This window comes from Haemophilus aegyptius, assembly GCF_900475885.1.
Taxonomy (GTDB): domain Bacteria; phylum Pseudomonadota; class Gammaproteobacteria; order Enterobacterales; family Pasteurellaceae; genus Haemophilus; species Haemophilus influenzae.
This window is the reverse complement of record NZ_LS483429.1, coordinates 773,364-798,162: the sequence shown is the minus strand read 5'-3', so window position 1 is coordinate 798,162 and position 24,799 is coordinate 773,364. Positions and strand designations below refer to the sequence as shown.

28 protein-coding genes and 1 riboswitch are annotated in these 24,799 nt (G+C 38.2%); of the genes, 15 read left to right on the top strand and 13 right to left on the bottom strand.

Annotated features, from left to right (window positions below; all coding sequences use genetic code 11):
- Positions 1–11 precede the first annotated feature (11 nt).
- From napG to DQN49_RS04265, 4 genes are read left to right on the top strand one after another with little or no spacing between them, the layout of a single operon-like run.
- Complete coding sequence (gene napG, locus DQN49_RS04280; protein ID WP_065246976.1) at positions 12–851, top strand: ferredoxin-type protein NapG; 840 nt, start codon at positions 12–14, stop codon at positions 849–851.
- The gene (gene napH, locus DQN49_RS04275) at positions 851–1,714 is read left to right on the top strand and encodes a quinol dehydrogenase ferredoxin subunit NapH (RefSeq protein ID WP_006996145.1); all 864 of its coding nucleotides are present in this window, start codon (positions 851–853) and stop codon (positions 1,712–1,714) included. Before napG ends, napH begins: the two co-directional genes overlap by 1 nt.
- A gap of 5 nt (positions 1,715–1,719) precedes the next feature.
- Positions 1,720–2,163: a nitrate reductase cytochrome c-type subunit gene (locus DQN49_RS04270; RefSeq protein WP_005649106.1), complete on the top strand. Its 444-nt coding sequence runs from the start codon at positions 1,720–1,722 to the stop codon at positions 2,161–2,163.
- Positions 2,164–2,177: 14 nt separating this feature from the next.
- Positions 2,178–2,780, top strand: coding sequence for a cytochrome c3 family protein (locus DQN49_RS04265; RefSeq protein ID WP_006996144.1), 603 nt, complete (start codon positions 2,178–2,180; stop codon positions 2,778–2,780).
- Positions 2,781–2,939: 159 nt separating this feature from the next.
- On the opposite strand, the gene adk is transcribed toward DQN49_RS04265, so the two are convergent.
- The 4 genes from adk to DQN49_RS04245 all read right to left on the bottom strand — a co-directional run bounded on the left by adk (position 2,940) and on the right by DQN49_RS04245 (position 7,233).
- Positions 2,940–3,584 carry an adenylate kinase gene (gene adk / locus DQN49_RS04260; RefSeq protein ID WP_005649108.1) on the bottom strand — a complete coding sequence of 215 codons (645 nt, stop codon included), beginning with the start codon at positions 3,582–3,584 and terminating at the stop codon, positions 2,940–2,942.
- An 84-nt stretch (positions 3,585–3,668) separates the two neighbouring features.
- On the bottom strand, positions 3,669–4,946 hold the full coding sequence (locus tag DQN49_RS04255; protein ID WP_081457584.1) for an MFS transporter: 1,278 nt from the start codon (positions 4,944–4,946) through the stop codon (positions 3,669–3,671).
- A gap of 141 nt (positions 4,947–5,087) precedes the next feature.
- The gene (gene galE, locus DQN49_RS04250; protein WP_006996142.1) at positions 5,088–6,104 is read right to left on the bottom strand and encodes a UDP-glucose 4-epimerase GalE; all 1,017 of its coding nucleotides are present in this window, start codon (positions 6,102–6,104) and stop codon (positions 5,088–5,090) included.
- A gap of 172 nt (positions 6,105–6,276) precedes the next feature.
- A complete protein-coding gene (locus tag DQN49_RS04245; protein WP_006996141.1) occupies positions 6,277–7,233 on the bottom strand; it encodes an alpha-2,3-sialyltransferase in 957 nt (318 codons plus the stop codon).
- Between the two features lie 236 nt (positions 7,234–7,469).
- Positions 7,470–7,558, top strand: a riboswitch (TPP riboswitch).
- Positions 7,559–7,631: 73 nt separating this feature from the next.
- Here DQN49_RS04245 and DQN49_RS04240 point away from each other — a divergent pair.
- The 4 genes from DQN49_RS04240 to tenA are packed head-to-tail and all read left to right on the top strand — an operon-like array spanning position 7,632 to position 10,712.
- Entirely contained in the window at positions 7,632–8,354 is a 723-nt protein-coding gene (locus tag DQN49_RS04240; RefSeq protein WP_006996140.1) for an ABC transporter ATP-binding protein, read from the top strand.
- Entirely contained in the window at positions 8,351–9,088 is a 738-nt protein-coding gene (locus DQN49_RS04235) for an ABC transporter permease (RefSeq protein WP_005649115.1), read from the top strand. The genes DQN49_RS04240 and DQN49_RS04235 overlap by 4 nt, the downstream gene beginning before the upstream one ends.
- Before the next feature lie 21 nt (positions 9,089–9,109).
- Positions 9,110–10,054: an ABC transporter substrate-binding protein gene (locus DQN49_RS04230; protein ID WP_006996139.1), complete on the top strand. Its 945-nt coding sequence runs from the start codon at positions 9,110–9,112 to the stop codon at positions 10,052–10,054.
- 10 nt (positions 10,055–10,064) lie between these two features.
- Positions 10,065–10,712, top strand: coding sequence for a thiaminase II (gene tenA, locus DQN49_RS04225; RefSeq protein WP_006996138.1), 648 nt, complete (start codon positions 10,065–10,067; stop codon positions 10,710–10,712).
- A 93-nt stretch (positions 10,713–10,805) separates the two neighbouring features.
- Here the strand turns inward: tenA and DQN49_RS04220 are convergent, their stop codons facing one another.
- From DQN49_RS04220 to DQN49_RS04205, 4 genes are read right to left on the bottom strand one after another with little or no spacing between them, the layout of a single operon-like run.
- Positions 10,806–11,621, bottom strand: coding sequence for a metal ABC transporter permease (locus tag DQN49_RS04220; protein ID WP_006996137.1), 816 nt, complete (start codon positions 11,619–11,621; stop codon positions 10,806–10,808).
- On the bottom strand, positions 11,614–12,462 hold the full coding sequence (locus tag DQN49_RS04215; RefSeq protein WP_006996136.1) for a metal ABC transporter permease: 849 nt from the start codon (positions 12,460–12,462) through the stop codon (positions 11,614–11,616). The genes DQN49_RS04220 and DQN49_RS04215 overlap by 8 nt, the downstream gene beginning before the upstream one ends.
- Before the next feature lie 3 nt (positions 12,463–12,465).
- Positions 12,466–13,386, bottom strand: a complete 921-nt coding sequence (locus DQN49_RS04210; RefSeq protein ID WP_006996135.1) for an ATP-binding cassette domain-containing protein — start codon at positions 13,384–13,386, stop codon at positions 12,466–12,468.
- The gene (locus tag DQN49_RS04205) at positions 13,386–14,267 is read right to left on the bottom strand and encodes a metal ABC transporter substrate-binding protein (protein ID WP_005662662.1); all 882 of its coding nucleotides are present in this window, start codon (positions 14,265–14,267) and stop codon (positions 13,386–13,388) included. The genes DQN49_RS04210 and DQN49_RS04205 overlap by 1 nt, the downstream gene beginning before the upstream one ends.
- Before the next feature lie 247 nt (positions 14,268–14,514).
- Between DQN49_RS04205 and DQN49_RS10565 the strand changes: the two genes are divergently transcribed.
- The gene (locus tag DQN49_RS10565; protein ID WP_257005528.1) at positions 14,515–14,640 is read left to right on the top strand and encodes a hypothetical protein; all 126 of its coding nucleotides are present in this window, start codon (positions 14,515–14,517) and stop codon (positions 14,638–14,640) included.
- On the opposite strand, the gene DQN49_RS04200 is transcribed toward DQN49_RS10565, so the two are convergent.
- A complete protein-coding gene (locus DQN49_RS04200; protein ID WP_005662660.1) occupies positions 14,632–15,510 on the bottom strand; it encodes a D-alanyl-D-alanine carboxypeptidase family protein in 879 nt (292 codons plus the stop codon). The genes DQN49_RS10565 and DQN49_RS04200 overlap by 9 nt on opposite strands.
- Positions 15,511–15,756: 246 nt before the next feature.
- On the opposite strand from DQN49_RS04200, the gene DQN49_RS04195 reads away from it, so the two are divergent.
- From DQN49_RS04195 to DQN49_RS04170, 6 genes are all read left to right on the top strand, one after another.
- Complete coding sequence (locus DQN49_RS04195; RefSeq protein ID WP_013527479.1) at positions 15,757–16,908, top strand: bifunctional tRNA (adenosine(37)-C2)-methyltransferase TrmG/ribosomal RNA large subunit methyltransferase RlmN; 1,152 nt, start codon at positions 15,757–15,759, stop codon at positions 16,906–16,908.
- 100 nt (positions 16,909–17,008) lie between these two features.
- On the top strand, positions 17,009–17,548 hold the full coding sequence (pilW, locus tag DQN49_RS04190) for a type IV pilus biogenesis/stability protein PilW (RefSeq protein WP_006996133.1): 540 nt from the start codon (positions 17,009–17,011) through the stop codon (positions 17,546–17,548).
- A gap of 71 nt (positions 17,549–17,619) precedes the next feature.
- Entirely contained in the window at positions 17,620–18,531 is a 912-nt protein-coding gene (locus DQN49_RS04185; RefSeq protein ID WP_006996132.1) for a RodZ domain-containing protein, read from the top strand.
- 8 nt (positions 18,532–18,539) lie between these two features.
- Entirely contained in the window at positions 18,540–19,646 is a 1,107-nt protein-coding gene (gene ispG, locus DQN49_RS04180; protein ID WP_006996131.1) for a flavodoxin-dependent (E)-4-hydroxy-3-methylbut-2-enyl-diphosphate synthase, read from the top strand.
- 9 nt (positions 19,647–19,655) lie between these two features.
- Entirely contained in the window at positions 19,656–20,927 is a 1,272-nt protein-coding gene (gene hisS / locus DQN49_RS04175) for a histidine--tRNA ligase (protein ID WP_006996130.1), read from the top strand.
- A gap of 17 nt (positions 20,928–20,944) precedes the next feature.
- Complete coding sequence (locus tag DQN49_RS04170; RefSeq protein WP_006996129.1) at positions 20,945–21,559, top strand: YfgM family protein; 615 nt, start codon at positions 20,945–20,947, stop codon at positions 21,557–21,559.
- Between the two features lie 50 nt (positions 21,560–21,609).
- On the opposite strand, the gene iscX is transcribed toward DQN49_RS04170, so the two are convergent.
- From iscX to DQN49_RS04150, 4 genes are read right to left on the bottom strand one after another with little or no spacing between them, the layout of a single operon-like run.
- Positions 21,610–21,804 carry a Fe-S cluster assembly protein IscX gene (gene iscX, locus DQN49_RS04165; protein ID WP_005630102.1) on the bottom strand — a complete coding sequence of 65 codons (195 nt, stop codon included), beginning with the start codon at positions 21,802–21,804 and terminating at the stop codon, positions 21,610–21,612.
- Complete coding sequence (fdx, locus tag DQN49_RS04160; protein WP_006996128.1) at positions 21,804–22,145, bottom strand: ISC system 2Fe-2S type ferredoxin; 342 nt, start codon at positions 22,143–22,145, stop codon at positions 21,804–21,806. Before fdx ends, iscX begins: the two co-directional genes overlap by 1 nt.
- Before the next feature lie 41 nt (positions 22,146–22,186).
- On the bottom strand, positions 22,187–24,046 hold the full coding sequence (hscA, locus tag DQN49_RS04155; RefSeq protein WP_006996127.1) for a Fe-S protein assembly chaperone HscA: 1,860 nt from the start codon (positions 24,044–24,046) through the stop codon (positions 22,187–22,189).
- Positions 24,047–24,064: 18 nt separating this feature from the next.
- Complete coding sequence (locus DQN49_RS04150; protein ID WP_005649159.1) at positions 24,065–24,751, bottom strand: DUF2625 domain-containing protein; 687 nt, start codon at positions 24,749–24,751, stop codon at positions 24,065–24,067.
- Positions 24,752–24,799: the final 48 nt, after the last annotated feature.

The window sequence follows — 24,799 nt, the reverse complement described above, 5'->3', positions numbered from 1 at the left end:
AAAAGAGGAAGATAAAAGTGCGGTTAAAATCTAAAAAGAAAATGAAGAAACCCGCTCTCAATCCTGAACGTAGAAAATTTCTCAAAGAAGCAACCCGTACTGCGGGTGGTTTAGCTGGCGTTGGGATTTTGTTGGGATTGCAGCAAAATCAAAGTCTTGCGCGAGAAGGTGTGCCATTACGTCCGCCCTTTGCTTTGCAAGATGCAAAAGCATTTTCTGCAGCTTGTATTCGTTGTGGACAATGTGTTCAAGCCTGTCCTTATGACATGCTGCATTTAGCATCTTTATTATCGCCAGTAGAAGCGGGAACACCGTATTTTATTGCGCGTGATAAACCTTGTGAAATGTGTCCTGATATTCCTTGTGCAAAAGCCTGTCCTAGTGGTGCATTAGATCGTCAAGCAACAGATATTAATGAATCGTGTATGGGACTGTCAGTACTGTTAGATCACGAAACTTGCTTAAATTATCAAGGATTACGTTGTGATGTTTGTTATCGGGTTTGTCCATTAATAGATAAAGCGATTACCTTGGAAAAACAACATAATCCACGTTCTGATAAGCACGCGTTATTTATTCCAACCGTGCATTCTGATGCCTGTACTGGATGTGGGAAATGTGAGCAAGCTTGCGTATTGGAAGAAGCAGCGATTAAGGTTTTACCAATGGATCTTGCAAAAGGTATGTTAGGTAAACATTATCGTTTAGGCTGGGAAGAAAAAGCGAAAGCTGGCCATTCTCTTGCACCTAAAGATATGATTTCGTTGCCAACTCGTACTCCAGACGGATCAACTGTAATGCCTGCTCCAGCAGAACCCGTGCTAGCACCTATTTTAGGGAGTGGCAAATAATGGCAAATACACCAAAATTTGCAGGGAAAGAGTCACGAGAAAAATGGGGCTGGTGGTATGCAAACCGCTTTTTGTTTTGGCGTCGATTCAGCCAACTTAGCATTCTTGCGATGTTTTTAAGTGGTCCTTATTTTGGCGTGTGGATTCTAAAAGGCAATTATAGTGGAAGCTTATTGCTCGATACTATTCCATTAAGCGACCCTTTAATTACAGCAGAAAGCTTGGCTGCAAGACATTTACCTGATGCTCTCACCTTGATTGGTGCAGCAATTATTGTGTTATTTTACGCAGTGCTTGGTAGTAAAGTATTTTGTGGTTGGGTATGTCCGCTAAATGTTGTGACTGACTGTGCTGCGTGGCTACGCCGTAAACTAGGCATTCGCCAAACAGCAAAAATTTCGCGTGGTTTACGTTATGGCATCCTTGCGCTTATTTTACTAGGCAGTTGCGTAAACGGAATGTTGCTTTGGGAGTGGGTTAATCCAGTAGCCGCACTTGGTCGTGCCTTTATATTTGGTTTTGGTGCAACAGGCTGGCTATTACTTGTTATTTTTCTTTTTGATTTATTGATTGTAGAACATGGTTGGTGTGGACACCTTTGCCCAATTGGTGCCGCTTACGGTGTGATTGGTGCAAAAAGTTTAATCCGTATCAAAGTGATTGATCGTGCGAAATGCGATAATTGTATGGATTGCTACAATGTTTGTCCCGAAGCCCAAGTGTTACGTTCACCTTTACATGGAAAAAAAGACGAAAGCCTACTTGTGCTTTCCAAAGATTGCATCAGCTGCGGACGTTGTATTGACGTTTGCGCTGAAAAAGTTTTTAAATTTTCGACCAGATTCGATCATTCAGGGAAGTGATTAATATGACTAAACAGGTATCTAAAATTTTAGCGGGATTATTTACCGCACTTTTTGCTGGCTCACTGATGGCATCTGATGCACCAGCAGTGGGAAAAGATTTAACTCAAGCGGCAGAAAATATTCCACCCGCATTTCATAATGCACCGCGTCAAGGCGAATTACCCGCATTGAACTATGTAAATCAGCCTCCAATGGTTCCACATAGTGTGGCAAACTATCAAGTGACAAAAAATGTAAATCAATGTTTAAATTGCCACAGCCCAGAAAATTCTCGTTTGAGCGGTGCAACTCGAATCAGCCCAACTCACTTTATGGATCGTGATGGAAAAGTAGGTTCAAGTTCATCGCCACGTCGTTATTTCTGTTTACAATGTCACGTTTCTCAAGCAAACGTAGATCCTATTGTTCCAAATGATTTCAAACCGATGAAAGGTTACGGAAACTAATTTAAGAGGTCTATATGTCTGAGAAAAAACCAAATATCTTAAAGCGTTTCTGGCAATGGTTTAGAAAACCAAGCCGTATGGCGATAGGTACAATTATTATCTTATCGGCTATTGGCGGTATTCTTTCTTGGGTTGGTTTTAACTATGGTTTAGAAAAAACCAACACTGAACAGTTCTGTGCAAGCTGCCATATGCAAGATGCTTATCCAGAATATTTACATAGCGTGCATTATCAAACTCGTACTGGTGTGGGGGCAAGTTGTCCAGATTGTCACGTACCACACGAATTTGGTGCAAAAATGAAACGTAAAATTATTGCAGCTAAAGAAGTATATGCGCACTATACTGGAAAAGTGAATACTTTAGAAAAATTCAATGCGCATCGTTTAGAAATGGCTCAAAATGAATGGGCGCGTATGAAAGCTAACGATTCTAAAGAATGTCGTAATTGCCATAATGTAGATCGTATGAACTTCAATGATCAACGTTCTGTGGCAGCACGTATGCACCAAAAAATGAAAACTGAAGGTAAAACTTGTATTGATTGTCACAAAGGTATTGCACACCAATTACCTGATATGAGTGGCGTTGAGTCAGGCTTCAAAGACGAGAAGTGATTTTCTAAAAATAGGCTGAAAAAATACCGCACTTTTTTCAGCCTATTATAAATTTGGGTAGTTTATAAAAAAATCTGCACTTTAATTCGCTGATTTATTCAGCCTTTAAGGTGCAGATTAATTATATTTTCTAAAGTGCGGTTAATTTTTAGATTATTTTTAGCCTAAGATTTTATCTAACTCTTGGCTAACTTCTTCCACTTTTTGTGTACCGTCTAAACGGAAATATTGAGTATTCCCCGCTTTCGCTTCTGCTTGGTAATAATCAATTAATGGGCTAGTTTGTTTATGATATACGGCTAAACGATCTAATACAGTTTCTGGTTTATCGTCTGCACGAATAATTAAATCTTCGCCTGTTACATCATCTTTACCTTCCACTTTTGGTGGATTATAAACGATGTGGTAAGAACGACCAGACGCTTGGTGTACGCGACGGCCACTCATACGTTCAACAATCACTTCGTCTGGCACATCAAATTCTAAAACAAAGTCAATTTTAACACCTGAATCTTTCAGTGCATCCGCTTGTGGAATAGTACGAGGGAAACCATCTAACAAGAAACCATTTGTGCAGTCAGCTTGAGCAATACGATCTTTTACAAGGGCAACGGTTAATTCATCTGGTACTAATTTACCTTCATCCATTAATGCTTTAGCTTGTTTGCCAAGTTCAGTCCCCGCTTTGATTGCAGCACGGAACATATCACCAGTTGAAATTTGCGGGATACCAAATTTGTTCATAATAAATTGTGCTTGGGTGCCTTTACCTGCACCCGGTGCACCTAAAAGAATAATTTTCATAAAAAATCTCCATTAATACAAAACGTGATTAAGATACTGATAAAGCATAGTGCGGTCAAATTTTTTATAATTTTTACCGCACTTTTATACTGAGCTGGTCTTATTATTTTCTTGCTTCAAAGGTGCTACCCAAAATAAACAAAGCATGCCGGGAATCGCTAAAAATAAACAAAACCAAAAATACTGATAATACCCCACTGCTCCCACAACATAACCAGAAAGTATACCTAAAACTTTACTTGGCAAAGCTGAAAGGCTTGTAAAAAGTGCAAGCTGTGTTGCAGTATAAAGAGGATTACTCTCACGTGCCATGAAAGCCACAAAAGCTGCGGTACCAAGTCCAACGCCGATATATTCTGCTGCAATCACAACACCTAGTTTCCATAACTCGGCAGATGTAATAACATCAAAATGACCGAAAGCAGACAACCAAATAAACCCACCAATTGTTACCATTTGTACAAGCCCAAATAGCCACAATGCACGATTAATACCCAGTTTTAGCATTATCATACCACCAGCAAGCCCAGATAAAATGCTTGACCAAAGTGCGGTACTTTTTACAACAATAGCAATATCCTCTTTGCTAAATCCCATGTCATAAATAAATTTGGTTTGTAACGTTGTGGCAAAAGAATCCCCGAACTTATACAAAAACAAAAATAGTAAAAAACCGATAGCCTGAATGACGCCCTTACGCTGGAAAAATTCTTGTAATGGAATCCAAAATGCTTGATAGAACGGCTGATTAGATTGTTGCACGTTGATTTTCGGCTCTTTGGCTAAAAATAGTGTCATGAAGATGCCTGCTAACATACAAAGTGCGGTCCATAAAAAGACGGTTTCCCAAGGATAAATCGCCGCCAAATATAGCGATAATCCCCCTGGAATTAATCCCGCAATTCGATAAGCATTAATATGAATAGTGTTTCCTAAACCTAATTCATGATCACTCAAAATTTCACGACGATACGCATCCAACACGATATCTTGTGTAGCTGAAAAAAAGGCGATAAGCAACGCAATATTTGCTACTGTACCCAGTTGTGTGAGCGGATCAAACAGGCTAATGATGTAAAGTAAAATCAATAATGCCACTTGTGAAAGCAGCATCCAGCTACGACGACGCCCTAAAAAACTCGGGAAATAACGATCCAATAATGGTGCCCACAAAAATTTCAATCCATAAGGCAACATCACACCCGTTACTGCACCAATAAGCTCAATTGAAAGATGTTTATCTGTCAGCCAAACAGGCAACATTTGCAATAACACAAATAATGGCAAACCAGAATTAAAACCTGTGAAGGCGCAAATTAACATCTTGCGCGTAAAAATTTGAGAAGAAAGGGAATTTGACATAAAGTGCGGTTAATTTTAGTTGTATTTTAGAAATTTCGCCTTTCAATTAAAGGATTTTTGTAAAAATTAGGGGATTTTTAATCATTCCCCCAATGTTTAGCATTCTTCTTCCTAAAAAAGAAAAACAAATATTAGAGAATATTAATCTCTATACCCTTTTGGATTATTTTTCTGCCAGTTCCACGTGTCTTGCATCATTTTTTCAAGACCACGTTCTGCCACCCAACCAAGCTCTTTTGCCGCTAAACTAGGATCAGAATAGCAAGTGGCAATATCGCCTGAGCGGCGTTCTACAAGTTTATATGCAATTGTAATATTGTTGGCTTTTTCAAAGGCTTTTACCATATCTAATACGGAATAACCATGACCTGTACCTAGGTTATAAATATGTAAACCAGCATCATTTTCATGACGTTGAAGTGCTTTTAAATGCCCCACTGCCAAATCAACTACATGAATATAATCACGCACCCCTGTTCCATCGTGAGTGTCGTAATCACTACCAAATACAGAAAGTTGTGCTAATTTACCGATAGCAACTTGGCTAATATAAGGTAATAAATTATTTGGAATACCATTTGGATCTTCACCAATCAAGCCACTTTCATGCGCCCCAACTGGATTAAAATAACGCAAGATAGTCATGCTAAATTTTGGTTCCGCTTTTACTGTATCGCGTAAAATCTGTTCAACCATATATTTAGAGGTACCATAAGGGTTGGTTGTACCGCCGACCTCACAATCCTCTGTAATTGGAATAATTTTTGGATCGCCGTAAACCGTTGCAGATGAGCTAAATACAAAGTTCCAAACACCAGCTTTTTTCATTTCTTGAATTAATACAAGGGTGCCAGCGACATTGTTCATGTAATATTCTGTCGGCTTTTGAACACTTTCCCCTACGGCTTTTAACCCTGCAAAGTGAATAACCGAGTTAATCTCATTTTCTGCAAAAATTTTTTGTAACAAAGCACGATCTAAAATATCGCCTTCATAAAACTTTGCTTCTTTGCCCGTAATTTGTTTTACACGCTCAAGGGATTTTGGCGATGAATTGCAAAGATTATCTAATACCACCACCTCTTTGCCAGCATTTAATAATTCTACAACTGTGTGAGAACCGATATAACCAGCACCCCCCGTCACTAAAATGGCCATAATGATTTCCTTGTTAATTATTGAGACTAAAAAATTATATCACTGTTTTGTGTGGTAAGAATGGTGATTTTCAATAAAATAAAAAACCTGTTGCTAAAAAGTATTGTTGTAGCGAGTGAGATAACCTCTCATATTTAGGGCTATGTCCATTAGTTGTGTGATATAAGGTTATCTAATCCCATTTTCTTGATTTTAAGGCGTGTTTTATATCATTAGGTAAACGTAATATATCCCAGAACAACCGAAAAATCAGATTTTGGTAAATTCTTGGTTTGGAATATATACCAATTTTTTTATATACAAACTTCGGCGGAATTAAAATATCTTGTGTGTAATTTTTCTTTTCTTCGAGAATAAAAGGAATTGGGTTATTCAGTGGTGATAAAGGAAAATAATTACATAGAGGACTTTCTGGCGAAATGCAATAAATATTTACTCCATAATGTTTTTGTAAAAAATAAAGTGCATTTAAATCATATTCCATAGAATGGATATCGCTTTGACTTTTATTTTTTGAAAAAGAAGGTAATAATTTAATAATATTTTCTTTTTGATGATGAAATGCGTAAGGATTCCCTTTTTCTTGATAAAAATCAATACCTGTTAAATAAAGATCTTTATAACCCATTGCAGTTGCCACTGCACACATATAAACGCCTGATGTAATTCTCTTATTTTCATATAATTCGTTATATTGTAAATAGGCATCAAAGGCGGGTAGCTTGTTTAAATAATAATGTCCAATATCAACTTGTGTTAGTAATTTTTGTACATTTTTGATTTTCTTTAATTCTGAATCTCCTAAATTGACAAAAGATGATAAAATAATATCAGCATATTCATATTCATTATTTTTAATTAATTGCATAAAAGTATAGTATTGTTCAAAAATTACAGAGCAATTAAAAAATACTTTTTTTATTTTCTTGCCAAGAAAATAATGACCTTCAAAATAAAATTGATTGCAACGGAAAACATCATAATCTTTAGGTAATAAACTATAGTCAATTGATTTTAAACTTGTTCCATTACCTGCAATAATGACAGACTTTGATTGATTGATTGATTGATTGATTGATTGATTGATTGATTGATTGATTGATTGATTGATTGATTGATTGATTGACATATTGTACCGTTCATTGAATAAAATAGAAGTTATCCCTAAAAAATAATAAACATGATATAGATTTATAGAACTTTTTACTAGACGTTGATTATACCTTCCTAAAATTAGGATCTAATATCAGTTGTACTATCTCCGTTGTATCTTAGCAAGAAAAATTTAAAAATGCTTTTCTTGTTCCATTCGGATAGAAACCTAATCGCTTGTTTTTTCTACCAAACAAGCGTAAACTTACCAACAATTTTTAGTCGGGGTGCCGAAAGGCTGAGATGATACCCGTGAACCTGAAACAGTTAGCACTGACGTAGGAAACTAATATGCCAAAAAGTCCATTTTCTTTTCATTCCATTTCTTATCCTTTCTTTTTTATTACGCATTCCCTTTAATCATTGAGGCGAGCAATGGTGCATATTCAAGATTTGAGTCTTGCCTTTAATGGGCAAACGTTATTTGAGCATCTTAATTTAACCCTGTTGCCGAACGAATGGGTGAGCTTATTGGGCAGTTCAGGCGTGGGAAAATCGACACTTTTGCGACTACTGGCGGGTATTGAAACGCAAGGCATGGTGCAGGGGAAAATCCTATTTGAACCGAAAATTCGTATTGCGTGGTTGCCGCAAAAAGAGACACTTTATCCGTGGTTGTCAATTGTCGATAACGTGCAGTTGCAAGCGGTCTTATTTGGGCGAAAATCTGCAAAAACCACTGAAAAAGCTAAAATGTTGCTTGAAAAAGTGGGAATGGCAGCACATTGGCACAAGCCTTGTTCGCAGCTTTCTGGCGGGCAAAAACAGCGGGTTGCCTTGGCACGCACCTTAATGCAAGAGGCGGATTTGATTTTGCTTGATGAGCCTTTTTCCGCTCTTGATGCCATCAGTCGCCATCAACTTCAAGATTTAGCCTTTGAACTGCTCGAAGATAAATCAGTGCTGCTCGTGACCCACGATCCGCAAGAGGCATTACGGCTAAGTCAGCGTATTTTTGTGTTGCGTTCGCCTGAAACTCATCAAACAGCATTATCGGCGGTGATTCTGCCCGAAGGTAACGCCCCGCGTGAGTTGCATCAAGCCAATTTATGGGCGTTGCAGCAACAATTATTGCAGGAATTAGAGGGCGAACAATGAAAATTCGCCTACTTAAACCGCTTTTAATTGTTGGCGTGTTGTTGATGATCTGGCAAATGGTCGCAACCTTGGGCAGCTTCCCACACTACATTTTTCCCTCACCGCAAGCTGTAGGGCAGCAGTTATTCACACACGCTGAACTGCTTTGGCAGCATACGCAAGTCACGTTGTTAGAAATCTGCTTAGGGCTGTTGTTAGGCTTTCTATTTGGGTTGATTTCGGCGTTGTTGCTCTCATTTTCTCGTCAAATTTCTGCCGTCTTATTGCCGATTTTGGTCATTTCGCAAGCGATTCCCGTGTTTGCTATTGCGCCGTTGTTGGTGTTGTGGTTTGGCTATGGAATGGCATCCAAAATTGTGATGTCGGTGCTGATTATCTACTTCCCCGTCACGGCAGCTTGTTATGATGGACTACGCAACACCCCACAAGCGTGGCTCGATTTGGCGAAAACCTTTAACATTTCCCCCTTGCGTTTATTGCTTAAAGTGCGATTACCTGCGGCTTTGCCTGCTTTTGCTTCGGGCTTGCGAATTGCCGTTTCTGTCGCCCCGATTGGTGCGGTGGTAGGTGAATGGGTAGGTTCATCTGAAGGCTTGGGGTATTTGATGATTCACGCCAATGCCCGAATGCAAGTCGATTTAATGTTTGCCGCCTTACTGATTTTAGTGTCAATTTCACTCTGTTTATATTTCAGCATTGATTGGCTATTACACCGTTTTATTTGGTCTGTTTAACTTTTCATTAAAGGAGAAAAAATGAAGATAATCATCCGTTATTTCAGCTTTGTAATGGGGCTAATGCTCACGCTTCCTAGCTTTGCAAAAGAGAAAATCAGCATAATGCTAGATTGGTATGTAAATCCCGATCATGCAGCCATCATTGTGGCTCAACAAAAAGGCTTTTTTGAGAAAAATAACTTGGAGGTTGAAATTATCGAACCTGCTGATCCTGCATTACCGCCGAAATTAGCGGCGGCAGAAAAAGTTGATTTAGCCGTGAGTTATCAGCCTCAGCTTTATCAACAAGTGGCAGAAGGCTTGCCTTTAGTGCGGGTGGGTTCACTGATTTCAAATCCATTAAATAGCGTAGTGGTACTAAAAAAGAGCAATTTGAAAAGCCTTGCTGATTTAAAAGGTAAAAAAGTGGGGTATTCTGTCAGCGGTTTTGAAGATGGATTACTTGATACAATGCTTCATTCTATTGGTTTAAGCAATAAAGATGTGGAATTAGTGAATGTAAATTGGTCGCTTTCGCCCTCTCTTTTAACTGGACAAGTGGATGCTGTGATTGGTGCATTTCGTAATTTTGAACTCAATCAGCTTGCTTTAGAAAAGCAAGAAGGTATCGCATTCTTCCCAGAACAATATGGTGTGCCTGCTTATGATGAGTTGATTTTAGTTGCTAATAAAAACAACGTAACAGATAAAAAAACATCGGCATTTTTGACCGCACTTGAACAAGCCACAAGCTATCTACAAGCTCACCCCAATGAAGCGTGGCAAGCCTTTGTCAGCTATAAACCAAACGAACTTAACACGCCATTAAACCAACTGGCGTGGAAAGACACGCTCCCCTTTTTAGCCGATAAACCTCGCAAATTAGACGCTAAACGTTATCAACAAATGGCAGAATTTATGCAACAAAAAGGCTTAATTCCAAAAGCCTTAGCGTTGAAAGAATATGCGGTAGAAATTAAATAAGGAAAAAAAGATGATTGAACAACTCATTCAACAAGCTCAGCCTTATTGGCAACAATATATTGAACACGAATTTGTGCAACAGCTCGCAAAAGGTACGCTACCAAAAGCTTGTTTTCAGCATTATTTGAAGCAGGATTATCTCTATCTTTTTCATTACAGCCGAGCCTTTGCCTTAGGTGTATTCAAGTCAAAAAATTTCGCTGAAATGGAAACACCTCGTAAAACCTTAGAGATTCTTTGCCAAGAAATTCAACTACATTTAAATTATTGCCGTGAGTGGGGAATTAGTGAGCAAGAGATTTTTGCTACTCAAGAAAGTGCCGCTTGCATTGCTTATACTCGCTATTTGCTTGATTGCGGCATGACGGGCAGTTTGGCTGAACTTTATGCAGCTGTAACCCCTTGTGCTTTGGGTTACGCTCAAGTTGCTCGTTACATTACTCAGCATTATCCTCGCTTACCGAACAATCCTTATCAAACGTGGATTGACACCTATGCGAGCGAGGAATTTCAACACGCCGCCCAAGAAACCGTTGATTTTCTTACCGCACTTTGCAAACCACTAAACCCAAGTCAGCTTGCTGAGATTCAACAGATTTTCACCACTGCAACTAGAATGGAAATTGCGTTTTGGCAAATGGGGTTGGGTTTGGCTTAGATTGGCGATTAGACGAATGACTTTATTTATCTCCAAACGGATAAATTTATTGCGATTTTCTACCTCCTCTTTGAGAAAAGAGGGGTAGAAAAATTATCTTATTCTAATCTTGCTATAAGCTAATGCTATAACAAAAAATGCGGCTTGCAGAAGAATAATACAAGCACCTGTTGAGGCATCAAAATGATAGCTCAAGATTACGCCAATTAGGCTTGATGTAATGGAACTTATAATAGCAATCCATAACATTTTATCAAAAGATTTTGTTAGCGTAAGTGCAGTAATTCCTGGTGCAATTAACATTGCCACCACCAAAATAACGCCAACCACTTGCATCGTGCTTACAATAGTTAAAGCAAGCAGCATTAACAAACCATAATGTAAAATTTTAGGAGAAAGCCCTGCAACACGGGCGTGGTTTGGGTCAAAACAATAAAGCAAAAAATCTTTACGTTTAAAGACAATCATACAAAAAATTATCGCAGAAATGACCGCACTTTGAATGAGTTCTTGATGACTTACGCCCAACACATTACCAAACAAAATATGGGTTAAATGCTGTTCTGTTTGAATTTTGGTGAATATAACAAGACCAATAGCAAACATTCCAGAAAATACAATGCCCATTGCGGTATCTTCTTTTATACGGCTATTTTCTTTTAAATATCCCACGCCAAGGGAGCAAAAAATGCCTGAGAAAAACGCGCCAATCGCTAAAGGGATTCCTGCCAAATAAGCAAGCACAATACCGAGTAATACAGCGTGAGAAATGGCATCGCCCATTAATGACCAGCCTTTCAAGACTAAATAACAAGAAAGTAACGCACAGATAATCGAAACAATCAATGCGGTCAATAATGCATTTTGCATAAACTCAAATTGTAGCGGTTCTAAAAGCCAATCAAACATTTTCTACCGCCTTTTTATTGCGAGTGAGTAAACCATATTTTGGTGAAAATAAGAAAGCTGCCAAGAATAATAATGTTTGCAATGTGACAATCACACCGCCAGTAGCACCATCTAAATAATAGCTAATATAGACCCCAACAAAACTTGTCACCGCCCCTAAAATAATGGCAATGATTGATAAAGTTTTGAATTTATCTGTGAGTAAATATGCCGTCGCACCCGGGGTAATGACCATCGCAATCACTAAAATCGCACCCACAGTTTGCAATGCAGCTACTACACAAGCACTTAATAGAGTAAAAAACAAAACTTTATAAAATAATGGCGAAAGCCCTACCGTTCTTGCTTGTGTTTCATCGAAAAAGATCAGTAATAAGTCTTTCCAGAACAGTAAAAGCAATACTAAACAAACGCCGATGATAATTGCCACTTGGTAAATATCTTCGTCAGCAATACCTAAAATATTGCCTAAAATAATACTTTGCACATTTACTGCAGTTGGATTTAAAGAAATGATCAATAGACCTAATGCAAAGAAAGTACTAAAAATAAATCCGATCACGGCATCTTCTTTCAGTTTAGAAATGGATTTAATCCAAAGAATGGAAAGTGCGGCTAAAATTCCGGCAAAAAATGCACCAAGTGCATAAGGCAAAGAAAAGGTATAAGCAATAGCGACACCAGGCACAACAGAATGAGAAAGCGCATCGCCAATCAAAGACCAGCCTTTAAGCATTAAGTATGAAGACAAAAAAGCACAAATCCCACCAACTGCCGTGCTCAAGATCATCGCCCTGAGCATATAATCATAGGAAAAAGGTTCTAATAATAATGCTAACATGCCTTAATCCTTCTCTTTTTTGACCGCACTTTTATAAGGACAGTCTTCGAAATGGCAATCCTGAGTTGTTGGCGCTGGAGGATCTTGCTTAGTTTCGCCATAGAATACAACGGCTTTTTCATCATCCGTTAAGACAGTAACCGCACGTTTATCTTCATCATTATGTAAATTTTCGCCCAATAATTTAATATGGCGTAATACCCCACCAAACACAATTTCCAAATTATGTTGGTTAAAGGTATCTTCCGTTTTCCCTGCTGCAATCACCGTACGATTAATCATCACCACTTGATCACAGAAATCAGGAACAGAGCCTAAGTTATGAGTTGAGACAAGAATAAGATGACCTTCTTCTCGAAGCTTTTGAAGAAGATCAACAATAGCATTTTCAGTTTTCACATCAACGCCAGTGAAAGGTTCATCCAATAAAATAATTGGACTTTGTTGTGCTAAAGCACGGGCTAAAAACACGCGTTTTTTCTGCCCGCCAGATAACTCTCCAATTTGACGATGCGCGAGATGCTCAATGTTCACTCGCTGCATCGCCTCTTGAACTTTTTGTTTATCAATCGCTTTGGGGATACGAAGAAAATTCATATACCCATAACGTCCCATCATCACGACATCATACACTGACACAGGAAATTGCCAGTCCACTTCTTCTGATTGTGGTACATAAGCAACCAAATTACGTTTCAATGCTTGGGAAATTGGCAAATCACAAAGTTTAATTTCGCCTTGTTGTGGCTTTACAAGTCCCATTATGCTTTTAAATAATGTGGACTTGCCACTTCCATTCACGCCAACTAACGCACAAATAGTTCCACTATTGAGTGAGAACGTCATATTGTGAATAGCAGTATGACCATTGTTGTAACGAACAGTTATATCATTAACCCAAATTGATGTCGAGAAAGAGTCCATTATTTTCCGAATCCTTTAACAATGGTTGATACAGTGACGTTAAGCAAATCAATATAAGTTGGCACTGGGCCTTCTTTCGCAGAAAGTGAATCAACATACAATACGCCACCGTATTTTGCGCCACTTTCTTTCGCTACTTGTTGTGCAGGTTTCGCTGAAATTGTACTTTCACTAAACACAACTGGAATATTGTTTTTACGAACTAAATCAATCACTTTACGCACTTGTTGTGGTGAGCCTTGTTGTTCAGCATTGATTGGCCATAAATAACCTTCTTTTAAGTTGTAATCTTTCGCCAAATAACTGAAAGCACCCTCACTTGTTACAAGCCAGCGTTGCTCTTCTGGAATTTGTGCTAATTTTGCACGAAGCGGTTCATCAAGTTGTTTAATTTTTTGAGCATAGTCAGCGGCATTTTTTTCATATACAGCTGCATTTTGTGGATCGTATTTCACTAACGCATTTTTAATATTTTCAATATAAATTAAAGCATTAGATGGCGACATCCACGCATGTGGGTTAGGCGCATCTTTATACGGGCCTTCATAAATAGATAATGGTTGAATACCTTCTGTTACTACCACAGCAGGTTTATCTTTAACATTTTGGAAGAAACGCTCAAACCAACGTTCCAAATTTAAGCCATTCCATAAAATTAAATCAGCAGATTGCGCTTTTACAATGTCTTTTGGCGTTGGTTCATATTCGTGAATTTCTGCGCCAGGTTTAGTAAGAGATTCCACCGTTGCCGCATTGCCTGCCACATTTTGCGCAATATCTTGAATCACGGTGAAGGTGGTAACTACTTTAAATTTTGCGTTAGCTTGCATTGCAAATAAACCAAGTGCAAGTGCGGTCATAATTTTGAATGAATTTCGCATAAGATGTCCTTATTTAAAAAAAGATAGATTGAATGCCTGAATAATTGTTCAATAGCTCAACAATTATTCATCGGAGATAATAGTACTACTTTTTATATTGTTTTGGAATGGGAATGATTATCAAAATAATAGATTTATTTATAATTATTTCGTACAAAATGTATTGAATGTATGAAAAAAGAACAAAACATTTTGGTTAGTATTAAGTTCAGCAATAGTCTTGGCTGCTTGTGATGATAAACCTAAAATGACAGAACAAACCAAAACAACTGACCAAGAAAAAGTCACTGTAGAACAGCCTGCTCATCAGCTAAAAACGCGAGATAAAACAAACTGTTATCTTGCGTTTTTATATTTACGAACATTATTTTGATAATTTCTGAATTAGCGTATTAAATCCCACTTCATCATAGCCATCTTCATATTGGGCTTCTCCTGCTACATCACGAATTGTTCTTCCATTTAATGCCGTGCAGCCGAATTTTTCTAATTTGCTTTTAGTAAAACTAGAACGATACGCTGAGGAAGTGTTATTTAAACTAATTACGCCAATAGTTGCATTTTTGCATAGGTGTTTATTAATGAAAACGAGATTATAACCAGATTCTTGAATGTAGCCTGTTTTATTCACTGCCGCATCAAAGATTTCATCACGCACTAACTTATTAGTATTTTTAATATAAAGCTTGTGTTTCCCTGCTTGGATATAAGTTGCACTAAGATTAGATAAACGTTTAATGTCCGATTTATTTAATGAATATTTGGCGAGCTTAACTAAATCCATTGGGCTGGAAATATTATAGCTAGATAACCCTGAACTATCGTGAAAACGAGTAGAATACATACCAAGTTGATGGGCTTTTTCGTTCATTTTCTTAATAAATTGGCGACGACTTATTCCCACTGCACGAGAAAGCGCGTGGGCGGCATAGTTATCAGAATGGACAAGCATTGCTTTCAATAATTCGTTACAAGAGATAGGAATATTTTTAGGTAATTTTGTTCCAGTGCCTTTAATTCGATCCGTATCCTCTTTTGTGATTGCGATTCGACAATTAGGATTTTTATTATTCTCTAAAAATACATTAGCCGTCATTAATTTTGTTACAGAGGCAATAGGCTGAATACTATCAGACGCGTGGCTTTCCAACACTCGATTATGGGTAAAATCATACACAACATAAGACTGTGCCAGCGCAAAAGAAGGACACAAAGATAAAATAAATAAAGCTTTTTTAAACATTATTGGTCACCTTAAAAAATAGGCTGATATTTTACCGCACTTTTTCCGCTGCAATTGAAAATATTTGCGATCTAGATCGCAAAAAAGTGCGGTAAGATTTTCTATCGTTTTTCAATTCCGCTAGATTATGCGGTGACAAATCTGTACAATCTCCGTTCATTTTTTAATTGCGAATTTTTCATTGTGAGTTTTTGATAAAAACACCTGCACAACGCTATCGCCACAATGTGTAATAACGAGGCTAAAATGTCAGAATTATTGTCAGTGCACTCAGATGCACCCGCTAAAAAAATTAATCTAATGGATTTAACGCGCCAACAAATGCGCGAATTTTTTAAAGAACTCGGCGAAAAACCATTTCGAGCAGATCAGTTAGTTAAATGGATTTATCATTTTGGCGAAGATAACTTCGACAATATGACAAACATTAATAAAAAATTACGTGAAAAACTTAAGGCGGTTGCAGAAATTAAAGCCCCAGAAGTTGCCGTTGAACAGCGTTCAGCCGATGGCACGATAAAATGGGCAATGCAAGTGGGCGAGCAGCAAGTTGAAACTGTGTATATTCCCGAAGCAGATCGCGCGACGCTTTGTGTATCTTCCCAAGTTGGCTGTGCCTTAGCTTGTACCTTCTGTTCAACCGCACAACAAGGATTTAACCGCAATTTAACGGTTTCAGAAATTATCGGTCAAGTATGGCGAGCCTCTAAAATTATTGGCAACTTTGGGGTGACTGGCGTTAGACCCATTACCAATGTAGTAATGATGGGAATGGGCGAACCCTTATTGAATGTTGCTAATGTTGTTCCTGCAATGGAAATTATGTTAGATGATTTTGCCTACGGTTTATCAAAACGTCGTGTAACCTTATCGACTTCTGGTGTTGTGCCAGCATTAGATAATTTGAGCAAAATGATCGATGTGGCTTTGGCTATTTCATTACATGCCCCAAACGATGAATTACGTGATGAAATTGTGCCAATCAACAAAAAATATAATATCAAAACATTGATTGACTCGGTAAATCGTTATTTGACAGTATCAAATGCAAATCATGGCAAAGTGACGATTGAATATGTGATGCTCGATCATGTAAATGATGGCGTAGAACACGCTCATCAACTTGCAGAAGTATTAAAAAATACGCCTTGTAAAATTAATTTAATTCCGTGGAATCCGTTCCCTGAAGCACCTTATGCAAAAAGCTCGAATACGCGTATTGACCGCTTCCAAAAAACCTTGATGGAATATGGCTTTACTGTGATTATCCGTAAAACCCGTGGAGATGATATTGACGCAGCCTGTGGGCAATTAGCGGGAGATGTTATCGATCGTACTAAACGTACGGCAATGAAACGCCAATTTGGACAAAATATTGGGGTGACAGAAGTTAATTAATATTCTAGGTATGTGAATTAATCAAGTTCACATACCCTATGTTTTCATACAAATTAAAGCATATTAAATATTTCTTCCTGCCCAGTTAAAAGGAGAAAAAATGAAAACAATAAGTAAACAACTAAGTGCGGTTATTTTCCCTTTTATTTTTTCTGCTTGCGTTTCACAATCTGCATCTAGCTTAAATCATCAAGCTGCCGCTAAAGCGCGCGTGGAACTCGCTTTGAGCTATCTTCAGCAAAATAATCCTCAACTGGCTAAAATCAACTTAGATAAAGCACTTCAACACGATAAAAATTACTATCTCGTGCATTCAGCACTTGCACATTATTATCAACAACAAGGGGAAATAGAGAATGCACATCGTGAATATGAAATAGCCGTAAACCTTAATCATAAACAAGGCGATGTGCATAATAATTTTGGTACGTTTCTATGTAGTCAAAAGAAATTTGAACAAGCCCAGCAACAATTTGAATTAGCACTTAATTCGCCGAATTATTATCATCAAGCGGATACATTTGAAAATATCGCGCTTTGTGCTTATTCCGCGCAAAAAATGGATATTTATCAGCAAACTTTAGAAAAATTACGTCAAATCGATGGAAAACGTGCGGAAAAATTCAATAGTCTAAAATAAAGCATTGCCAAATCAAGTATTGGACTTTAAAATTTAGCCCTTATTTACCGCCTAATTATTTGATTAAATTTATGAATCCAACTACTGAGCAAGTGCTTTCTCCTGGTGAGATTTTTCGTCAAACACGCGAAGCCTTAAATCTTTCTCTTGAAGATGTCGCTAAAGAAATCACGCTACGCCCTTCTATATTAGAGCAACTTGAAAATAATGAATTTATTCAAAAATCAACGCCTTCTATATTTGTCAAAGGTTATGTTCGCAGCTATGCAAAATTCTTACGTTTGCCAGATTCTGTGTGGGAAAATATTGTTTTTGCTGAAACAGAAAAAAATGATTTAGGGAAAAATGCACGTTCAACCCGTGCCGTTAATCAATATTCCTCTCACAATCGTTGGATCGGGCGTTTAACCGCAATAGTATTCGTGATTGTAATTGGTATGACTGGGCTTTGGTGGTGGCAAAGTTATCAACAAAATACTCAAGAACGCGATGATTTAGTGCAAAGCTATGTTGCCTCTACCGAAAACAATCAGCCCGCCACCGCTCTTGTGACAACAGAAGAAACTAATAAATCTGCACCAGAAACAGCAGCACCAGTCTCACAACCAGTAGAAATAACAAATAATCTGTTACCAGAAATAGCACAAGAAAATAGCGTTTCACAACCCAAAAACGATGAAAAATCAGTTTCAGACATTCAAAGTGCGGTCGAAAATCCAAGTATTTCTCCAACGTTACCTATAGCAAAAGGCGATTTAGTGATTGAAATACTAACAAATAGCAGTTGGATTAGTGTAAAAGATAACGCTCGCCACGTATTAGCACAAAAAGAATATAAACAAGGCGAAATATTAACCTTTAATGGCAATGAATTTTCATTAATTGTAGGCGCGCCAAGCAATGTGCGTATCACTTACAAAGGCGAGAATTATCCTCTCAAAGTGGATGGTCGCGTAGCAAAATTCAAACTTTCACAACCTTAGGAAAAATAATGTCAGCTTTTCAGCCAACTATTAAGCGCCGTGAATCGACAAAAATATATGTGGGAAATGTACCAATTGGTGGAGATGCACCGATTGCCGTGCAATCAATGACAAATACTCGCACCACTGATGTGGAAGCGACAGTTGCTCAAATTAAATCATTAGAACGTGTTGGTGCAGATATTGTTCGTGTATCTGTTCCAACAATGGATGCTGCGGAAGCATTTAAACAAATTAAACAACAAGTGAATGTCCCGCTCGTAGCAGATATTCATTTCGACTATCGTATCGCGCTAAAAGTCGCAGAATATGGAGTGGATTGTTTACGTATCAATCCTGGCAACATTGGTCGTGAAGATCGCGTCCGTGCCGTTGTTGATTGTGCGCGAGACAAAAATATTCCGATTCGTATTGGTGTAAATGCAGGCTCTTTAGAAAAAGATTTGCAAGAAAAATATGGCGAGCCAACGCCAGAAGCCTTGTTAGAATCCGCATTGCGTCATGTAGAAATTCTAGATCGTCTTAACTTCGATCAGTTTAAAGTGAGCGTAAAAGCCTCTGATGTATTTTTAGCGGTTGAATCTTATCGTTTACTGGCTAAAGCAATTAAACAGCCTTTACATTTAGGCATTACAGAAGCAGGTGGCGCACGCGCTGGTGCAGTAAAATCTGCAGTGGGTTTAGGAATGTTATTAGCTGAGGGCATTGGCGATACACTGCGCGTTTCTTTGGCGGCAGATCCCATAGAGGAAATCAAAGTCGGTTTTGATATTTTGAAATCTTTACGGATTCGTTCAAGAGGAATTAACTTTATTGCTTGCCCAACCTGTTCTCGCCAAGAATTTGATGTAATCGGCACAGTAAATGCGCTAGAACAACGCCTTGAAGATATTATTACACCAATGGATGTATCTATTATCGGTTGTGTAGTAAATGGTCCTGGCGAAGCGCTCATCTCCGATCTGGGCGTAACGGGCGGTAACAAAAAAAGCGGTTATTATCTTGACGGCGAACGCCAAAAAGAGCGTTTTGATAACGAAGATATAGTGAACCAATTAGAAGCAAAAATTCGTGCGAAAGTCGCACAACAAGATCCAAAAAACAGAATTATTTAAGGAAAGCTCGTGGCAAAAACAATTCAAGCAATTCGTGGTATGAACGATTGCGCCCCAACAGAATCTCCATTATGGCAATGGATTGAAGCACAAGTACGCAATGTATTAAATAGTTATGGCTATTCGGAAGTGCGTATGCCAATTGTAGAAAGTACGCCATTGTTTGCGCGTGCAATCGGCGAAGTAACTGATGTTGTCTCAAAAGAAATGTACACCTTTTGGGATAACGATGAACAATTAACCTTACGCCCTGAAGGCACAGCAGGTTGTGTGCGAGCAGCCATTGAACACGGTTGGATCTATAATAATGAACAACGCTTATGGTATATCGGGCCAATGTTCCGTCATGAACGTCCACAAAAAGGGCGTTACCGTCAATTCCATCAAGTAGGTGTTGAGGTATTCGGTATTGCAAATCCAGAAATCGATGCCGAATTAATCATGCTTACCTATCGTTTATGGAAAGCATTAGGTATCGATCAACATGTTACACTTCAACTTAACTCTATTGGCTCTTTAGAAGCTCGAGCAAATTATCGTTCAGCTTTAGTTGGATTCTTAGAAAACCATCAAGATTTAATGAGCGATGAAGAAAAAGAGCGTTTAGTAAGAAATCCGCTTCGTATTTTGGATACAAAAAATCCAGAATTACAAAAAGTATTAGATAACGCGCCTAAATTGCTTGATTATTTAGATGATGAAAGCCGTGCGCATTTTGAACAATTATGTTCATTATTAGATGCTGTTGGTATTCAATATGAAATTAATCCTAAACTCGTTCGTGGTTTAGATTATTACAACAAAACTGTATTTGAATGGGTAACCTCCGCTCTTGGTGCACAAGGTACCGTGTGTGGCGGCGGTCGTTATGACGGTTTAGTGGAACAACTTGGCGGACACGCAACGCCAAGTATCGGATTTGCGATGGGATTAGAGCGTTTAGTCTTGTTGGTACAAGAAGTTAATCCAAATGTTCCTGCGAAAAGTGCGGTGGATATTTATGTTGTTTATCAAGGCGAAGGCGCAACATTAGCCGCTTTTGAATTAGCGGAAAAAGTACGCTCAGAATTACCGCACTTAAATACTATGTTGCACTGCTCTGGCGGTAATTTCAAAAAACAATTTAAACGTGCAGATAAATCTGGTGCAACATTGGCATTAGTTATCGGTGAAAGCGAAGTACAAAATAAACTGGTCGTTGTTAAACACTTGCAAGGTGGCGCAGATCAGCAAACCTTAGATTTAGTGAATGTAATCGACTATATTCAAACTCAATTTTAATTTAAAAGGGGAAAAACATGGCTTATTCCATTGAAGAAGAACAAGAGATTAACCAGTTGAAAGACTGGTGGAAAGAGAATGGCAAAACAATTATTGTCGCTTTTATCTTAGGTGTTGGTGGTATGTTTGGATGGCGTTATTGGCAAGCTCACCAAGTAGAACAAATCTCTCAAGCTTCTGTACAGTATGATGCTTTAATCAATTCTGTACAACAAAACGAACAGGCTAAAAAAGCAAATATAGAACAATTTGTGCAAGCTAACAGCAAAACGGCATACGCTGTCTTTGCTTTGTTAGATGAATCGAAAAAAGCCACTGAAAAACAAGATTTTGCAGCAGCAGGAGTAAACTTAAAGCAAGCATTAATGCAATCTCAAGATGAAGTATTAACATCTATTGTTGCCTTACGTCTAAGTGCAGTGCAATTTCAATTAGGTCAATTAGACAATGCTTTAACCACCTTAAATCAAGTGAAAGGCGAAAGCTTTAATGCTCGTAAAGCTATTTTAACTGGCGATATCCAAGTCGCCAAAGGAGATAAAGTTGCGGCTAAAAACAGCTTTGAGCAAGCACAACAAAGTGGTAGCCAATTAGAACAACAAATGGCCAAAATGAAATTAAACAATCTTTAAAAAATAATACCCGCATCAAAGTGCGGGTATTTTTTCAATCAAATTTCTGATTATTCAAATTCATCCAACCATTTCAATAAAATAGCCTCAAGAATCGCTTCATTTGACTTATTCGGATCGTCATCAAAATCTTCAAGTTCACAAATCCATTTATGTAAATCAGTAAAACGAACGGTTTTTGGATCTAAATCTGGATTACGATCGTAAAGTTCTTCTGCAATTAATTGTGCATCAGTCCATTTCATTAGTGAGCCGCCTCATTTGCGTGATTAAGGTTATATTTTGGAATTTCTACCACAAGATCTTCATTTCCCACTACGCATTGACAAGATAAACGGCTATCCATTTCTAATCCCCAAGCCTTATCTAGCATATCTTCTTCTTGATCAGTAGTTTCATTTAAAGAGTCAAATCCCTCACGAACAATCACGTGGCAAGTTGTACAAGCACAAGAACCATCACAAGCATGATGGATTTCTACGCCAGCATTGTGAGCAACTTCTAATAAGTTATCGCCAACAGCGGCATCAACAACCATACCTTCGGGACAAAATTCTTCATTAGGTAAAAAAATCACTTTTGGCATAACACTTTCCTCAAAATTATTTAATAATCTGACCGCACTTTTTACGGTTTTTCAATATCTGAAAAATTTTTGCCTGTCAAAGCTTTATTAATCGATGCATTCATTCGACGTGCTGCAAATTCTTGGGTAGCAGTATCCAAGGCTTTAATTCCTTGCGCGATTGCATCACGATCGGAACCTTGTTTTACATCCATTAATTGTTTTAACGCAGTTTCAATATGACGAAATTCGTCTGTGCTAAGCAATTCAGCCCCATCTGCTTGCAGCGCAACAATTACGCTTTCAATAACACGATCTGCTTCCACTCGTTGCTCGGCTAATTCACGTGCTTGTAAATCCTCTTGCGCATTATCAAAAGAAGATTTTATCATTGCTGTCACTTCTTCATCTGTTAAGCCATAAGATGGTTTAATTTGTATTGAAGACTGTACTTTTGTCGATTTTTCCATCGCTGTAACGCTTAATAAACCATCTGCATCCACTTGATAAGTCACTCTAATATGGGCTGCACCCGCTGCCATTGGCGGAATACCTCGTAGAGTAAAGCGTCCTAAAGAACGACAATCATCGACTAGCTCTCGTTCGCCTTGTACCACATGAACAGTCATTGCTGTTTGGCTATCTTTGAAAGTAGTAAACTCTTGCGCACGAGCCACAGGAATTGTGGTATTGCGTGGAATAATTTTTTCCACTAATCCGCCCATCGTCTCAATGCCTAAGGAAAGCGGTACAACATCAAGCAATAACATATCAGAATCAGTTTTATTTCCGACTAAGATATCTGCCTGAATTGCAGCACCAAGTGCCACAACTTTATCAGGATCGATTGAGGTTAATGGTGTTTTACCAAAAAACTCGCCAACTTGTTCTCTTACATAAGGCACGCGAGTTGAACCTCCAACCATTATCACCGCTTGCACCTCTTCAGATTCTACATTGGCATCTTTCAATGCTCGACGACAAGTTAGTAATGAACGTTTTACAAGCGGATAAATTAATTCATTGAATTGTTCCCGCGAAATCTCTACTGAAAAATCTTGCCAAGAAATAACCGCACTTTTTTCATTAGTCAAAGTAATTTTAGCTTGGTTAGCAAGGGTTATTAACTCACGCTGTTGATTTGCTGTTTGTGGTTTTCGCTTAGTTTGTTCTATTACCCAATCTGCAATTAAATGATCAAAATCATCTCCACCTAATGCAGTATCGCCCCCCGTTGCAAGAACTTCGAAGACACCTTTCGATAAGCGTAAAATTGAAATATCAAATGTACCACCACCTAAATCATAAACCGCAATAATGCCTTCCTGCCCACTATCTAATCCATAAGCAACTGCGGCTGCAGTAGGTTCATTCAATAAACGCAATACGTTTAGCCCAGCTAAACGTGCAGCATCTTTAGTGCTTTGACGTTGAGCATCATCAAAATAAGCAGGGACTGTAATCACAACGCCAGAAAGCTCTCCGCCAAGGCGTTGTTCGGCAATATAATTTAAACGCGACAAAATATCTGAAGACACTTCAATTGGACTTTTCTGCCCTTGTGCCGTAACAATTAAAGGTAATCCATTTTCACTCGCTACAAATTCGTAAGGCAAATTAGGATAGCGAGATTGCACATCTGCAAGACTTCGACCAATTAAACGTTTGACTGAAATCACCGTATTTTTGGGATCAACTGATGCTTGTTCAAAGGCTTCTAAACCAACTTTCTTCTCTTCAACACCATAATGAACAACTGATGGCACAAGACTGCGTTCTTGTTCATCATTAAGAATCACGGATTGCCCACTACGCACGGATGCAACCAAAGAATTGGTTGTTCCCAAATCAATCCCAACGGCTAAACGATGTTGATGCGGTGCCGCAGCTTGTCCTGGTTCTGCAATTTGTAATAATGCCATATGCTATTTTTCTACTAGTTATGCGACGGAATACGCCAAATCAAATTTATTTTTTTCTGCAAAGCTTGCTTGGTAATGGGTTTCAATATTGACTTCCTGTTTTTGACGTTCATCAATTGCTATTTTTCTGTCTTGATTTAAATCAGGCGTAAATACAAAAACTTGGTTACCATCTAATTGTTTTACATCATCTTGCCAATTTTTCCAAAATAGCCCTTGATAAAAGGCCTCTACATCGCCATTCAATGCCCAAGCTAAAAATTCTGTGTAAGTAAAATTTAAATTATGCCAAGTAAGATCTTTTGATGAATAGTAATAAATTTTTCCAATATTATTGCCTAACGAACCACCATTTAACGCAAAATAACCACCAATCACATCATCTGCAACTAATAAATATTTTGGTTTTTCGCCTGACTCACTAAAAGATTTACTGAAATTCCAATCCATCAAGCCACGCGGTAATTTAAAACTTCCAGAACCTAAAATACGTAACCAACCATAATGAATTAAAATTCCACCTGTTTCATAGATTACTGCACCCATTGGCGAGGATGTTGGCATTTGCATAGTAAAAAGCTCACGCTCCGCACTGGATTGATCTTTTTTAATTACTTCACAATGATTGCGAGCGTTATCAATCCATTGGGAAAGGGTTATCCAAGCAGAATGTTCTGGACTAGTGAGCTGTTCAAGAGTTTGCATAGTGTTATTTATTCACATCTCGTAGGGGCAAATTACATTTGCCCCCAC

Coding starts and splice junctions, on each gene's coding strand:
- napH (WP_006996145.1), top strand. CDS start 851: ATGGCAAATACACCAAAATTTGCAGGGAAAGAGTCACGAGAAAAATGG.
- DQN49_RS04270 (WP_005649106.1), top strand. CDS start 1,720: ATGACTAAACAGGTATCTAAAATTTTAGCGGGATTATTTACCGCACTT.
- DQN49_RS04265 (WP_006996144.1), top strand. CDS start 2,178: ATGTCTGAGAAAAAACCAAATATCTTAAAGCGTTTCTGGCAATGGTTT.
- adk (WP_005649108.1), bottom strand. CDS start 3,584: ATGAAAATTATTCTTTTAGGTGCACCGGGTGCAGGTAAAGGCACCCAA.
- DQN49_RS04255 (WP_081457584.1), bottom strand. CDS start 4,946: ATGTCAAATTCCCTTTCTTCTCAAATTTTTACGCGCAAGATGTTAATT.
- galE (WP_006996142.1), bottom strand. CDS start 6,104: ATGGCCATTTTAGTGACGGGGGGTGCTGGTTATATCGGTTCTCACACA.
- DQN49_RS04245 (WP_006996141.1), bottom strand. CDS start 7,233: ATGTCAATCAATCAATCAATCAATCAATCAATCAATCAATCAATCAAT.
- DQN49_RS04240 (WP_006996140.1), top strand. CDS start 7,632: ATGGTGCATATTCAAGATTTGAGTCTTGCCTTTAATGGGCAAACGTTA.
- DQN49_RS04235 (WP_005649115.1), top strand. CDS start 8,351: ATGAAAATTCGCCTACTTAAACCGCTTTTAATTGTTGGCGTGTTGTTG.
- DQN49_RS04230 (WP_006996139.1), top strand. CDS start 9,110: ATGAAGATAATCATCCGTTATTTCAGCTTTGTAATGGGGCTAATGCTC.
- tenA (WP_006996138.1), top strand. CDS start 10,065: ATGATTGAACAACTCATTCAACAAGCTCAGCCTTATTGGCAACAATAT.
- DQN49_RS04220 (WP_006996137.1), bottom strand. CDS start 11,621: ATGTTTGATTGGCTTTTAGAACCGCTACAATTTGAGTTTATGCAAAAT.
- DQN49_RS04215 (WP_006996136.1), bottom strand. CDS start 12,462: ATGTTAGCATTATTATTAGAACCTTTTTCCTATGATTATATGCTCAGG.
- DQN49_RS04210 (WP_006996135.1), bottom strand. CDS start 13,386: ATGGACTCTTTCTCGACATCAATTTGGGTTAATGATATAACTGTTCGT.
- DQN49_RS04205 (WP_005662662.1), bottom strand. CDS start 14,267: ATGCGAAATTCATTCAAAATTATGACCGCACTTGCACTTGGTTTATTT.
- DQN49_RS10565 (WP_257005528.1), top strand. CDS start 14,515: ATGACAGAACAAACCAAAACAACTGACCAAGAAAAAGTCACTGTAGAA.
- DQN49_RS04200 (WP_005662660.1), bottom strand. CDS start 15,510: ATGTTTAAAAAAGCTTTATTTATTTTATCTTTGTGTCCTTCTTTTGCG.
- DQN49_RS04195 (WP_013527479.1), top strand. CDS start 15,757: ATGTCAGAATTATTGTCAGTGCACTCAGATGCACCCGCTAAAAAAATT.
- pilW (WP_006996133.1), top strand. CDS start 17,009: ATGAAAACAATAAGTAAACAACTAAGTGCGGTTATTTTCCCTTTTATT.
- DQN49_RS04185 (WP_006996132.1), top strand. CDS start 17,620: ATGAATCCAACTACTGAGCAAGTGCTTTCTCCTGGTGAGATTTTTCGT.
- ispG (WP_006996131.1), top strand. CDS start 18,540: ATGTCAGCTTTTCAGCCAACTATTAAGCGCCGTGAATCGACAAAAATA.
- DQN49_RS04170 (WP_006996129.1), top strand. CDS start 20,945: ATGGCTTATTCCATTGAAGAAGAACAAGAGATTAACCAGTTGAAAGAC.
- iscX (WP_005630102.1), bottom strand. CDS start 21,804: ATGAAATGGACTGATGCACAATTAATTGCAGAAGAACTTTACGATCGT.
- fdx (WP_006996128.1), bottom strand. CDS start 22,145: ATGCCAAAAGTGATTTTTTTACCTAATGAAGAATTTTGTCCCGAAGGT.
- hscA (WP_006996127.1), bottom strand. CDS start 24,046: ATGGCATTATTACAAATTGCAGAACCAGGACAAGCTGCGGCACCGCAT.
- DQN49_RS04150 (WP_005649159.1), bottom strand. CDS start 24,751: ATGCAAACTCTTGAACAGCTCACTAGTCCAGAACATTCTGCTTGGATA.